Raw genomic sequence first — 12,189 nt, forward strand, 5'->3', positions numbered from 1 at the left:
TAGTGTCACCCCAACTGTTTTAAACATCGTCATCAAAATCGGTCGAATTATCTCGCCCCTCATTTGGCATTTCAACTGGGTTGTATGGCACATAATCAGTTGGGATCGCCTCATCATCTTCGCGCGGTCTTCGAGGAGTTGAATCCGTTGGTGGACGACGCCTTCTTGGTCTGGGAGCAACATCATCTTCCCGGCTTTCTGGACGCCCAGATCCGTTATTATTACGCCGAGAAGGTTTTCTGGCTTCTCCTTTCGAACTTTCCCAATCATCAACTTGCCTAGATGAAGAACCCCAATTTTCTTCTTCAGAGGTTTCAGAAGGGCGATTCACAGGACGCCCAGAAGTCCGCCGCCGCGTTCTATCTACTGGGGTCTGTCTTTCACTACTGCTGCTGTTGCGGCGTTCTGAACGACGGGGGGGTTGCTCCTCGTAGTAGTCATCACGAGTTGAAATCTCATCCCTGCTACCGCGAATCCGGGCACGCACGGGGCGGTCTTCCTCGTCTTCATAAGGCAGTGGATCTAAGTCTGCCTCCATCTCAGCCCCATACTTCTTGCGGTTGCGGTTCATTGAATAGTTTCCGCTTACCTCTCGCTCATCGTCCACAATCGGAGTGTTGCGCTTTGCTTGCTGGGTCGCTATACTCCGCAGACGAATACTTTCAACTGCAAAAAACACAGTTGTGCCAACTAATAGCAGTTGACCAAATTGTAGAATCGGGTCTAAGCGCCATCCTTGAAACACGAGAATGAAGCCGCAGAGCAAACCGACTGCCGCAAAAAAGATATCTTGATCCCGTGACAATTCTGGACGCACAGTGCGGAGAAAATACAGTGCTGCCCCAGCCACAGCCAGGAAAATTCCTAGAATACTGGCTGAGTTTGCCCCAAAATTTACCTGAGCCAGAAAACTGGCTGAGTTCAGCCCAAAATTTATCATTGCTGTTTTCCCAATATCAAATCTATGTTAGCGAGTCACAATTAAAATCACTACTGTAATTAGTCACGATATATTGAAGCTTCAAAGCCTCTGGCAAAGAAGCTCTGAAGCTGTTCACCAAAAAATAAAAAAACCTATGTCTGTTAGCTACAACTACTTCTAGCGGCAAATACTGCTGCTTTTAGTGCAATTATAAATAGCTAACAGACAATCGCTTGTGAGAGTCAAACTGACTCTCATAAGCATTATGAGCGCTGAATTTTATCTTTTTGGCTAATGAAAATTAGACCAACTGTAACGGGTATCACAACAATTGCAGTACCCCATAACAGACTCCAAAGAAAATTTGCTAAAGAAGGCGTCATACTTCTAAACCTTTTTTTACACACTTCATCCTAATTTTAATAGTGTATTACTTTCTTGAGAAGCCTCTAACTCTGAACTGTCAAACTTGGTAACTGCTGTGAGCGAGTTTGCTTTTCTATTCCAGAAGGAAGTGGCAGCATTTGGTTAAAATGATGATGAGAGTGCTTTACAAAGCTTCAAATTTTGTGGCGTTAGCGAAGCGCGGCTTGCCGTTGCCTAAGTTTTTTTTCTTTACGATAGATAGTACCTTAAACCGATGACTGGTGTTGACCTGACTGCTTGGATTCTTGGCCCTGTATTAGGGCTGATGACATTTTTATTTATATTTCGGATCATTCTCACTTGGTATCCGCAAGTGAATCTGAATCGTTTGCCCTTTAATTTAATAGCTTGGCCCACCGAACCATTTTTAGTGCCATTGCGAAAACTGGTACAACCTATAGGCGGAGTGGACATTACACCTATTATTTGGGTTGGTATCTTCAGTCTGGTGCGAGAAATATTACTAGGTCAACAAGGATTGCTGACTATGCTATCTCGTGTGAATTAAGGATTGGGCATTGGGGATGGGGATGGGGCATTGGTTACACTCCATCTCCCTCATCTCCCCCTACTCGCCACTCCCCACTCCCTAGCCGTTCATTTCCTGCACAAAATTTGTATAGACATTACCCTGCAAAAATTGTGGAGTTTCCATAATTCTTTGATGAAACCCAATGGTGGTAGGTAGTCCAGTGATGGCACATTCCCGGAGTGCGCGTTTCATGCGGTTAATAGCAGTGGGTCGGTCTGGGGCCCAAACAATTAACTTACCGATTAAGGAATCGTAGTAAGGCGGGATTTGGTAATCTGTGTAAACGTGGGAATCAATGCGAACACCAGGGCCTCCAGGGGGAAGATAGCCACTAATGCGTCCAGGAGAAGGGCGAAAGTCATGCTCTGGGTCTTCAGCGTTGATCCGGCACTCAATAGAATGACCCCGCAAGACTACTTGCTCTTGGGTAAGCTTAAGTCTTTCCCCTTGAGCAATCCGAATTTGTTCGGCAACCAAATCTATTCCAGTAATCATCTCTGTTACAGGATGTTCTACTTGAATCCGGGTGTTCATTTCCATAAAGTAGAATTTACCCGATCTATCCAAGAGAAACTCAATAGTACCCGCCCCACTGTAATTAATGAATTGGGCAGCTTTGACAGCAGCTTGTCCCATTTTCTCACGCAGGTCTTGGTCGAGAGCCGGGCTTGGTGCTTCTTCTAGTAGCTTTTGATTCCGGCGCTGAATTGAGCAATCCCTTTCGCCCAAGTGGATGACATTACCGTAGTTATCCGCCAATATTTGAAATTCGATGTGGCGGGGACGTTCAATAAATTTTTCTATATAAACGCCAGAATTACCAAAAGCTGCTCCTGCTTCCCCTTGGGCTGCTAAGAAAAGTTTGACAAATTCATCTTCAGAACGAACTAGGCGCATACCCCGTCCGCCACCACCGGCTGTGGCTTTGATCATCACTGGATAGCCGATATCCTTGGCAAATCTTAATCCTTCTTCCTCGGATTCTACCAACCCCTCACTACCTGGTACTGTCGGAACTCCAGCTTTTTGCATGGTTTCTTTGGCAGTGGATTTATCCCCCATCAGCTTTATAGCTTCTGGAGTTGGGCCGATAAAAGCAATATGATGGTCGGCACAGATTTCCGCAAACCGGGCATTTTCTGCCAAAAAGCCATAGCCTGGATGAATCGCAGTCGCATTGCGCGTCAATGCGGCAGCAATAATATTGGGAATATTCAAATAACTTTTACTGCTAGCAGGTTCGCCAATACAAACCGCTTCATCAGCAAGTTGGACGTGGAGAGCATTCCGGTCAACGGTGGAATGAACCGCGACTGTCGCAATTCCCATTTCTTCACAGGCGCGGAGAATGCGAAGGGCAATTTCTCCCCGATTGGCAATTAATATTTTGTCAAACTTCATTTTTTAGTTTCGATGTCATTACCAGTAGATTGACATTTTCTCTGATCCAACTTGGAACGACGCTTTCGCATTATTTCAAATTATCACAGGAGATTCGCCACCCTGATTACTAAGCAAACTCGCATATTGCAGGCTTGCTGCCTCTACGAGTCTTACTAGACTAACAACATTGCTGCTGTAAGTCTTAGTTAGCTTACTAAACTGGGTTTTGGTGACGCCGATAGCGTAGCGTTAGCGAGTTTGCGTTCGCGAGTTTGCGTCTCGTAGAGAGCGTCATAGCCCGTTATAAACATCGCCTACGTCAGGCGGGTATGCGATGATCGATCGCACCACACCTCTCACAGTCGCTCTACCCTTTTTAATATCACTTGTGCAGATGCTAGATTTCTGTCAGTCTGATACAGCCTTGAGGAAATTTATATTTTTGAGAAATATAACTTTAGATATCACCTTACTATAATTAGTTTCTTATGCTATAGTCTATGTTTAGACAACCCGTGCGGATGTGGCGGAATTGGTATACGCGCACGCTTGAGGTGCGTGTGGCTTTGCCTTGCGAGTTCGAGTCTCGCCATCCGCATATTTTGTTTATTAGTCAAGGGTCAATAGTCGAGGGTCAATAGACCTTAGACCGTTGGCCCTTAAATCTTGGTATACCTCTGGTTTTTTATGCTTTTATAGAGATACGTGAAGTTTTGTAAAAAGCATTGAGTATTACTTTTACGGCGACAAACAACTTAACACTGCCAGCAGCTTGGCATCGCCTCACTCCGATTTGGCAAGGAGGGGAGGAAATAATTCAAAAAAGTTTACCTCATACTCAGCTAGCACCGGCTTGGCAGCTAATGCTTTTGGGTGACGGCTCTCCAACACGTCACCTAGAATTGCTTACAGGTGAGCCTGTAGAAGTAGATGTTATTGATATGTCATTGATTGGCATGGACTTAGATGGCGCTCCTGATTTAATCCAAGCTGTCCCAGGGCCGCGATTACGGCGGCAAGTCTGGCTGCGTACCGCTTCTGGTCAGCGATTAGCCTATGCAACCTCGTGGTGGGAAGCTAGTCATGTAGATGAGTATTTGCAAAATCGTTCATTACCAATTTGGGCGAGTTTAGCTCGTCTCCGCACAGAGTTGTATCGGGATGTTCGAGGAATTTACTATGGTGACTCATCGGCCCTAGAGTCCGGTTTTGATGTAACTGGGCCTTTTTGGGGTCGCCATTACTTGTTTTGGCATCATGGACAGCCATTAACGTTAATTTATGAAGTTTTTTCGCCTTATTTAACTAAATATTTGGGAGATATGCAATTAAATTCCAAAAATCAGTAAAAAGGCATGATGTGGTGCAATGGCGTAGGCGATCGCTACCGAGCAAAACCAAGTAGCTGAAATCATACAATGAAATTATCAAATTTGGTATTAGTGCCGTTAAAATAATGAGTTTTCGGTGATGGTTTGCCGTTTTAGGCGATCGCATCCTCTCTAAAATAGAGTCATTCCCCAAGTTCAACCATGATTCAACTTAAAACCCAATTCACCCTCGAAGAATTTCTCGCACTTCCCGAAGGAGATATTACCTACGAACTCATTGATGGAGAAGCTGTTCCCAAATTCAAAAACGATGAGATGGCACCAAAATTTTTTCATAGTTCTATAACAGGTGCGTTATTTATACTATTGTCTGCATGGGCGCAAGGAAAGGGGCGGGTTGTAATTGAATGGGCAATTAAGCTAACAAGAAATCAACAAGACTGGGTTCCTGTAGCAGATTTGACTTATGTTTCTTATAATCGTCTTTCTGCTGATTGGTTGCAAGATGAGGCTTGTCCTGTTGCACCCGAATTAGTCATTGAAATTATCTCCCCCGGTCAAACTTTCGGAGAAATGACCGAAAAAGCCACTGATTATCTAAAAGCTAAAGTTCAACGAGTTTGGATTATTGATTTTAGAGCAAAAACTATTACTATTTTTTTTCCTGATATTCTCCCTCAAACCAAACGTGGTATCGATAGTTTAGAAGATTCCTTATTTGAAGGGCTGCAAATTACACCTCAAGAAATCTTTCAACAAGCAAGAATTTCCTGCTGATGTTAGCAACAAAGACACAAGGAAAGGTTTAATGAATACTGTTGTGCTAAATTTAGAACCGATTGCTCATTTAAGCGATGAGCAATTTTATCAATTGTGCGTTGCCAATCGTGATTTAAGCCTGGAAATGAATGCAGCCGGAGAATTAATAATTGTGCCACCAGTAGGAGGAGAAAGCGGAAATCAAGAAGCAGATTTAATTACAGACTTAAATAATTGGAATCGTCAAGCAAAATTAGGGAAAGTTTTTAGTTCTTCAACTATCTTTATACTTCCCAACGGTGCAAAACGTTCCCCTGATGCTGCTTGGGTAAAATTGGAGCGATGGGAAGCTTTAACACCAGAACAACGAAAAAAATTTCCGCCACTTGTACCCGACTTTGTGATTGAACTGCGATCGGAGACAGATCGCCTTGCACCAATTCAAGAGAAAATGCAGGAATATATTAAAAATGGTCTGCGTTTGGGTTGGCTGATTAATCCTCAAGATCGTCAAGTTGAAATTTACCGACTTTTGAAAGCTGTAGAAGTTATACAAATGCCAGCAATTGTTTCTGGAGAAGATATATTACCTGGATTTGAATTGCAAGTATAGGAGGGTTGCAAATTACACCTCAAGAAATCTTTCAACAAGCAAGAATTTCCTACTGATGTTAGCAAGAAAGACACAAGGAAAGGTTTCATGAATACTGTTGTGCTAAATCTAGAACCAATTGCTCATTTAAGCGATGAGCAATTTTATCAATTGTGTATTGCCAATGGTGATTTAAACCTGGAAATGAATGCATCTGGAGAATTAATAATTGTGCCACCAGTAGGAGGAGAAAGCGGAAATCAAGAAGCTGGACTGATCGCTGATTTAGAAATTTGGAATCGTCAAGCAAAATTAGGGAAAGTTTTTAGTTCTTCAACTATCTTTATACTTCCCAACGGTGCAAAACGTTCCCCTGATGCGGCTTGGGTAAAATTGGAGCGGTGGGAAGCTTTAACACCAGAACAACGAAAAAAATTTCCGCCACTTGTACCCGACTTTTTGATTGAACTGCGATCGGAGACAGATCGCCTTGCACCAATTCAAGAGAAAATGCAAGAATACATTAAAAATGGTCTGCGTTTGGGTTGGTTGATTAATCCTCAAGATCGCCAAGTTGAAATTTACCGACTTTTGAAAGCTGTAGAAGTTGTGCAAATGCCAGCGATTGTTTCTGGAGAAGATATATTACCTGGATTTGAGTTGCAAGTATAGGTAAATGATAAGCCTGAAGGTATAGCTTTGCTATACCACATTATCCCAAAAAATACTGCACTTTTGATGTGGCGCGATCGCATACCCGGCTACCGTAGGCGATCGTATATCGCAACCGAGCAAAGCCAAGTAGCTGAACTTGAGTTGCAGCTTTGTCGAGTTAGTTATATTCTCAAATTGCTTGGAATAACAGATTTACTTGCGAAAACTTTCCGACAAAGGAATTAATCTCAGGGAAAGGTCCTACGAAATTCAACAAAGCGTGTTAAAAATGGTAACTGAGTCAAAAACACAGCTTTTGAAAGAGTAGGGAAGGTTGATTACCGAAGTATCATCAACATCTAGGGTAGAAAAATTTAATATAATTAGCTGTTCTAAAGAATGGTTAAACCTGTTGGTGTACTTGACTAATCAAGCAAGTAATAAGTTTGCAAGTATAAGGTATAGGTTTCAATGGCACCGCCTCTTGTGTCTGTTCCGATGAAGAAAAATAAGAAACCGTCTCTGGTGCTGACGCTCTCGGCTGCTGGGCTATTGATTGGTGTGGGAAGTGCAGCATACTGGTTATTAAGCCAGAGACAACGATCTTCTAGCGATTTGTTAGTAGGTGCAAATATTATTCCTGGTGATGCCCTGTTTGCGGTTTCTCTGACAACAGATCCCCAGCAGTGGCAGAAATTGCGGGAGTTTGGCACAAAAGAAACCCAAGCAGAACTGGACAGAAATTTAGTTGAATTGCGCGATCGCTTTCTCACTAATAACGGTTACGACTTCCAGAAAGATATCGCTCCTTGGGTAGGCAATGACGTTACAATGGCAATTCTTGCCCCAGCAATAGCGAGTAAAGCTGCACCCAAACCAGTTACCACCAATGAAGATGCTGCCAACGATCAGCAGTCGATGGTAATGGTATTACCAGTGAAAAACCCAGAAATCGCCAAAAATATTTTGGCACAACCCAAAACCCTTAAACAAGGCAAATGGATTGACCGTATTTATCAAGGGATCGCCATTAAACAAAGTGAGGGACAAGCAGGAGAAAACTTCTCAGCAGCATTACTAGATGGGCGTTTTTTAGTTATAACTGATAGTCCCAAAGCCACAGAACGAGCAATTGACGCTTACAAAAATCAAACATCTTTAGCTACAACAGGGGGCTTTGCTGAGAACTTTCCAAAAATTGCCGACTACCAACCCTTTGGCCAGTTTTACGTCAATGTACCAACAGCAGCTAAAATAGCCGCAGCTTCTCCAAACCGCCCTTTACCTGCTCAAGTTTTGGCTCAACTGCAAAATAACCAAGGTTTAGCAGGGACAATGACTTTAGAGGCAGAAGGAATCCGTTTCAAGGGCGTTTCTTGGTTAAATCCTAATAGTCAACGGGTGCTGGCGGTAGAAAACAAAGCTGGGCAAATGCAAAACCGCGTACCAGCAGAAACCTTAATGATGCTTTCGGGGGGGAACTTACAGAGGTTGTGGGGAGATTATGTTTTAACATCTCAAGGAAATCCCCTCTCACCGATCGCACCAGAACAATTTAGAGGTGGTATAAAATCTCTTACCACTCTCGATTTAGATAAGGATTTGCTCAGTTGGATGAAAGGCGAGTTTTCCTTATCACTGATTCCTACTACTCCAAAACAAGGTTCACCAGATGATTTTCGTCTGGGTTTACTCTTCATGGTACAGACAAAGGATCATAATTCAGCTGAAGCATCAATAAAACAGCTTGATGAGGTGATGAGAAATCAATACCAGTTCCAAGTCCAACCGGCGAAAGTCGCAGGACAACCCGTTGTTAACTGGGTTTCACCCTATGGTACTTTAACTGCCACCCACGGCTGGTTAGATGGAGATGTCGCCTTTCTAGTAGTAGGCGCTCCCGTTACTGATAAAATTCTTCCCAAACCCAACACCACACTAGCTAGCACTATCCCCTTCCAACAAACAGTTCCCACAGAACCAAATCCGACAAATGGTCAGTTTTTCCTGGATGTGGAACGAACTGTGAAAAATTTTCCTTTACCAACTCTAATTCCCAATCAACAAGCTTTGCTTGATGCAACGCGCTCAATTGGCATGACATCCGCAGTCAGCGACAGTCGCAGTAACCTTTACGACATTTTTATAGCACTTAAAAAAGTTAGGAACACGACTCCCTTACCTAGTCCAGAAAGTAATAAGAGCAGTTCTGTTAGATAGGGGAGTGGGGAGTGGGGAGTAGTGACATGAGGGGATACAAGGGAGAACTATTGAAGAAGTTTCTTCCTTATCTCTTCTTAATGCCTTACTCCCTATTTCGTATTTCCCCTGTCCCATGACCCTCTAAGCATATAGGATCAGAACAGTCAGAATCCATATTTTAAATTATCCACGGAGAGAAGACTTTATGAATTTGGTTGTACTCCAGAACTGGCTGGACAATGCCTCCTTTGCCATTTTATTCCTAACAATGCTCGTGTATTGGGGAGGAGCAGCTTTTCCGAATCTGCCTTATTTAGCCGCTTTGGGGACAGCTGGGATGGCGATCGCTAATTTGTGCATGGCAACTCTACTAGGGGCACGATGGATAGAAGCTGGTTACTTTCCCTTAAGTAATCTCTATGAGTCCCTGTTTTTCTTAACTTGGGGAATTACCACCGTCCATCTAATTGCTGAAAGTAGTAGCCGTAGCCGCTTAGTAGGAGTTGTTACAGCTCCTGTGGCAATGTTGATCGCTGCTTTTGCTACCATCACATTACCATCCCAGATGCAAACGTCAGAACCGCTAGTACCTGCCTTGAAGTCAAATTGGCTGATGATGCATGTCAGCGTCATGATGTTGAGTTATTCTGCTTTGATGGTGGGTGCGTTATTAGCGATCGCTTTTTTAGTTGTGACTCGCGGTCAAAACATCCAATTACAAGGTAGTTCTGTAGGTACTGGTGGCTATCGAAGCAACGGCTACCGCTTAAACAAAGCATCTGAGCTAATTTCTCAACCATTAGCCCCTTCTGGCGAAAATAACGGCTTTGCTCGTTTTGAAACTAGTAGCAACGGCAACGGTAACGGTAACACCGCAGTTTTGGGTTTAATAACTACCTCTGAGTCTCAAATAGCATCTGCCGAACCTCTTTCACCCCAGCGCCTTAGCCTTGCCGAAACCCTCGACAACATCAGCTATCGCATCATTGGGCTAGGATTTCCCCTGCTGACAATTGGTATTATTGCCGGTGGCGTTTGGGCTAACGAAGCTTGGGGTTCCTACTGGAGTTGGGACCCCAAAGAAACTTGGGCATTAATCACCTGGTTAGTGTTCGCTGCCTATCTCCACGCCCGAATCACTCGCGGTTGGCAAGGGCGTAGTCCGGCAATTTTAGCCGCCACCGGCTTTGTTGTGATTTGGGTTTGCTATCTCGGTGTGAATCTTTTGGGTAAAGGTTTACATTCTTACGGTTGGTTCTTTTAAGAACCGTTTAAATAAAACTACCCCACCCGTGCTGCCGCGCACCCTCCCCGATGCTTTGGGGAGGGTTGGGGAGGGGTAACGCGAGAATTCTAGGCTAATTTATCGTACATCAAATTATTACTAAACTTTTATTTGACTAGCACTAAATCTATAAAATCATCATTTTGTTTCGGATGAACTGTTATATCCCTGGAAAATATAGATTTATTGACAGGAGATTTTTATGGAAGATGGATTCGAGAGACTAAACCATGATGAAGTTGTGTCTATAGAACCAGACAGTTTTAATAAGTTAAATATTGCTAAAACTTTTAAAGTTCGTGATTTGATTACAGCAATTAAGGAATATATTGGAGCAGACGAGGCAGATGAAGTAAATTTGTATACCGAAGGATTAAATTGTGAGGTTTTGCAATTTAGTACTCAGGGATGGAAAAAAGGAAAAGTTAGACTTGCTTTAGAATTTTGTCCTGATGAATCTGAGTCGCCACTTGATGAAATTTTTCAAAGGCTCAAACAAGTAGAAAACTAATATCCAATTACGAAAAGATCCCCGACTTATTTAAGAAGTCGGGGATTTGAGTCTCTCTATGTTTGCAAATAAAATAGGATGTGCTGAAATGCTATCAAAATTCATTAATAAAATAAAGATGTACTAATAACTGAGAAAGAGTAAACCCATCATGCTAAAGTACGATCCATTAGCTTGTTTGCCTTCATCTGAGGAACTGCCAGACTCTGACGATACCCCTGTGGATAATGAATTACAAGATTTAATTCCCGGTTTACTCAAAGCTACCCTAGCAATGGCTTGGCCAGAGCGCATGGATTGGTTTTTTGGTGTAGATATGGGGATTTATCATGACCCAGATTTACCAGCGATAGTCCCAGATGGATTTTTGAGTTTGGGCGTAGAGCGATTTTATGATCAAAACCTCCGCCCTAGTTACGTTCTTTGGGAAGAGAAGAAACTACCCATATTAGTGCTGGAGGTGGTATCTCAGACATATCGTGGTGAGTACTCAACCAAGAAAGCAGAGTATGCAAGATTGGGGATTTTGTATTATGTAGTTTACAATCCATTTCGTCGCCGTAAGCCACGTTTAGAAGTTTACAAATTAGTTAATAATGTTTATGAATTTCAAGATGGTAATCCTGTTTGGCTGCCAGAGATTAGTTTAGGAATTGGCATAGAACAGGGAACTTATTTAGGCATTCCACGCGAGTGGATGTATTGGTATAACCAGCAAGGGCAAAAGCTTTTAACACCAGAAGAAGACAAAAAACTTGCTCAACAAAAAGCACAGCAAGCAGAACAAAAAGCGCAGCAAGCAGAACAAAAAGCGCAGCAAGCAGAACAAAAAGTTCAATTATTACAAGAACGGTTGCGATCGCTCGGCATAGATCCTGATTCTCTCACCTGAATTGCTATCAAAATTCATTAATGAAATAAAGCATAACAATTGCGTAGACGCATTAGCGTTGGCGTACCACTCCGTGGAAGCAAGCTACGCGGAGCGTGTCGCAGACAAGCCTCTCGTAGAGAAGCGGTAGCGACGTTCGCGTAGCGTCTCCAAGAGTTGGAGCGTCAGCGGCTTGTCGTTAGACATCGCTTGGTGTAGATCCTGATTTAATTTAAAAAACTTCTGCTACATTAACAAAGTCCACACTAATAGGAAGTCAAGTAATCTATGAATATAAAAGTAGTATTAGAACCAAGCGATGAAGGTGGTTATACAGTTTTCGTCCCTACACTTCCAGGATGCATTAGTGAAGGCGAAACTGTTGATGAAGCAGTAGAAAATATTCAAGAAGCGATAAAACTTTACTTGGAACCACTGGAAGAAGAATTGATAATTGGACAGGGAGCCATAGTGAAGGAATTGGTTTTGTGACTAAAGTTCCTAGCTTGTCATACATTGAGATTATTACAGCTTTAGAGCGAGATGGATGGACAGTTGTACGTCAAAGAGGTAGTCACATTAGACTGCAAAAACAAATGCCGGATGAAGTTTTGAAATTGACTGTTCCTGCCCATCGGCCAGTTAAACGCACTACACTGGCTAAGATATTAAAACAAGCTCGGATAAACTTAGAAAAATTTTTAGATTTGTTGTAAAGTCC

At 42.8% G+C, this 12,189-nt stretch carries 15 protein-coding genes and 1 tRNA gene; 13 read left to right on the forward strand and 3 right to left on the reverse strand.

Annotated features, from left to right (window positions below; genetic code table 11):
• Positions 1-19 precede the first annotated feature (19 nt).
• Together LC608_RS02960 and psbX are read right to left on the reverse strand one after the other, a co-directional pair.
• A complete protein-coding gene (locus LC608_RS02960; RefSeq protein WP_229552108.1) occupies positions 20-940 on the reverse strand; it encodes a Ycf66 family protein in 921 nt (306 codons plus the stop codon).
• A gap of 245 nt (positions 941-1,185) precedes the next feature.
• On the reverse strand, positions 1,186-1,305 hold the full coding sequence (gene psbX / locus LC608_RS02965; RefSeq protein ID WP_012412183.1) for a photosystem II reaction center X protein: 120 nt from the start codon (positions 1,303-1,305) through the stop codon (positions 1,186-1,188).
• Positions 1,306-1,562: 257 nt separating this feature from the next.
• On the opposite strand from psbX, the gene LC608_RS02970 reads away from it, so the two are divergent.
• Positions 1,563-1,856 carry a YggT family protein gene (locus LC608_RS02970; RefSeq protein WP_229552109.1) on the forward strand — a complete coding sequence of 98 codons (294 nt, stop codon included), beginning with the start codon at positions 1,563-1,565 and terminating at the stop codon, positions 1,854-1,856.
• 81 nt (positions 1,857-1,937) lie between these two features.
• On the opposite strand, the gene accC is transcribed toward LC608_RS02970, so the two are convergent.
• Positions 1,938-3,281 carry an acetyl-CoA carboxylase biotin carboxylase subunit gene (gene accC, locus LC608_RS02975; protein WP_229552110.1) on the reverse strand — a complete coding sequence of 448 codons (1,344 nt, stop codon included), beginning with the start codon at positions 3,279-3,281 and terminating at the stop codon, positions 1,938-1,940.
• A 499-nt stretch (positions 3,282-3,780) separates the two neighbouring features.
• Between accC and LC608_RS02980 the strand changes: the two genes are divergently transcribed.
• From LC608_RS02980 to LC608_RS03035, 12 genes are all read left to right on the forward strand, one after another.
• Positions 3,781-3,861: transfer RNA gene (locus LC608_RS02980), tRNA-Leu, on the forward strand.
• A gap of 127 nt (positions 3,862-3,988) precedes the next feature.
• Positions 3,989-4,612, forward strand: coding sequence for a chorismate lyase (locus LC608_RS02985; protein ID WP_229552111.1), 624 nt, complete (start codon positions 3,989-3,991; stop codon positions 4,610-4,612).
• A 183-nt stretch (positions 4,613-4,795) separates the two neighbouring features.
• Positions 4,796-5,371 carry a Uma2 family endonuclease gene (locus LC608_RS02990; RefSeq protein WP_229552112.1) on the forward strand — a complete coding sequence of 192 codons (576 nt, stop codon included), beginning with the start codon at positions 4,796-4,798 and terminating at the stop codon, positions 5,369-5,371.
• A 31-nt stretch (positions 5,372-5,402) separates the two neighbouring features.
• Positions 5,403-5,966 (forward strand): Uma2 family endonuclease, encoded by a 564-nt coding sequence (locus LC608_RS02995; protein WP_229552113.1) that lies wholly within the window; start codon positions 5,403-5,405, stop codon positions 5,964-5,966.
• 87 nt (positions 5,967-6,053) lie between these two features.
• Positions 6,054-6,617 (forward strand): Uma2 family endonuclease, encoded by a 564-nt coding sequence (locus LC608_RS03000; protein ID WP_229552114.1) that lies wholly within the window; start codon positions 6,054-6,056, stop codon positions 6,615-6,617.
• Positions 6,618-6,644: 27 nt separating this feature from the next.
• Positions 6,645-6,845: a hypothetical protein gene (locus tag LC608_RS03005; RefSeq protein ID WP_229552115.1), complete on the forward strand. Its 201-nt coding sequence runs from the start codon at positions 6,645-6,647 to the stop codon at positions 6,843-6,845.
• 225 nt (positions 6,846-7,070) lie between these two features.
• Positions 7,071-8,819: a DUF3352 domain-containing protein gene (locus LC608_RS03010; protein ID WP_229552116.1), complete on the forward strand. Its 1,749-nt coding sequence runs from the start codon at positions 7,071-7,073 to the stop codon at positions 8,817-8,819.
• 187 nt (positions 8,820-9,006) lie between these two features.
• Entirely contained in the window at positions 9,007-10,065 is a 1,059-nt protein-coding gene (ccsB, locus tag LC608_RS03015) for a c-type cytochrome biogenesis protein CcsB (RefSeq protein WP_229552117.1), read from the forward strand.
• A gap of 223 nt (positions 10,066-10,288) precedes the next feature.
• On the forward strand, positions 10,289-10,597 hold the full coding sequence (locus LC608_RS03020) for a KGK domain-containing protein (RefSeq protein ID WP_229552118.1): 309 nt from the start codon (positions 10,289-10,291) through the stop codon (positions 10,595-10,597).
• Between the two features lie 151 nt (positions 10,598-10,748).
• Entirely contained in the window at positions 10,749-11,489 is a 741-nt protein-coding gene (locus LC608_RS03025) for a Uma2 family endonuclease (RefSeq protein WP_229552119.1), read from the forward strand.
• Between the two features lie 267 nt (positions 11,490-11,756).
• Positions 11,757-11,960, forward strand: coding sequence for a type II toxin-antitoxin system HicB family antitoxin (locus LC608_RS03030; protein WP_229552120.1), 204 nt, complete (start codon positions 11,757-11,759; stop codon positions 11,958-11,960).
• Positions 11,957-12,184: a type II toxin-antitoxin system HicA family toxin gene (locus LC608_RS03035; protein WP_229552121.1), complete on the forward strand. Its 228-nt coding sequence runs from the start codon at positions 11,957-11,959 to the stop codon at positions 12,182-12,184. The genes LC608_RS03030 and LC608_RS03035 overlap by 4 nt, the downstream gene beginning before the upstream one ends.
• Positions 12,185-12,189: the final 5 nt, after the last annotated feature.

This window comes from Nostoc sp. XA010 (assembly GCF_020829625.1).
Taxonomy (GTDB): domain Bacteria; phylum Cyanobacteriota; class Cyanobacteriia; order Cyanobacteriales; family Nostocaceae; genus Nostoc.

Coding starts and splice junctions, on each gene's coding strand:
- LC608_RS02960 (WP_229552108.1), bottom strand. CDS start 940: ATGATAAATTTTGGGCTGAACTCAGCCAGTTTTCTGGCTCAGGTAAAT.
- psbX (WP_012412183.1), bottom strand. CDS start 1,305: ATGACGCCTTCTTTAGCAAATTTTCTTTGGAGTCTGTTATGGGGTACT.
- LC608_RS02970 (WP_229552109.1), top strand. CDS start 1,563: ATGACTGGTGTTGACCTGACTGCTTGGATTCTTGGCCCTGTATTAGGG.
- accC (WP_229552110.1), bottom strand. CDS start 3,281: ATGAAGTTTGACAAAATATTAATTGCCAATCGGGGAGAAATTGCCCTT.
- LC608_RS02990 (WP_229552112.1), top strand. CDS start 4,796: ATGATTCAACTTAAAACCCAATTCACCCTCGAAGAATTTCTCGCACTT.
- LC608_RS02995 (WP_229552113.1), top strand. CDS start 5,403: ATGAATACTGTTGTGCTAAATTTAGAACCGATTGCTCATTTAAGCGAT.
- LC608_RS03000 (WP_229552114.1), top strand. CDS start 6,054: ATGAATACTGTTGTGCTAAATCTAGAACCAATTGCTCATTTAAGCGAT.
- LC608_RS03010 (WP_229552116.1), top strand. CDS start 7,071: ATGGCACCGCCTCTTGTGTCTGTTCCGATGAAGAAAAATAAGAAACCG.
- ccsB (WP_229552117.1), top strand. CDS start 9,007: ATGAATTTGGTTGTACTCCAGAACTGGCTGGACAATGCCTCCTTTGCC.
- LC608_RS03020 (WP_229552118.1), top strand. CDS start 10,289: ATGGAAGATGGATTCGAGAGACTAAACCATGATGAAGTTGTGTCTATA.
- LC608_RS03025 (WP_229552119.1), top strand. CDS start 10,749: ATGCTAAAGTACGATCCATTAGCTTGTTTGCCTTCATCTGAGGAACTG.
- LC608_RS03030 (WP_229552120.1), top strand. CDS start 11,757: ATGAATATAAAAGTAGTATTAGAACCAAGCGATGAAGGTGGTTATACA.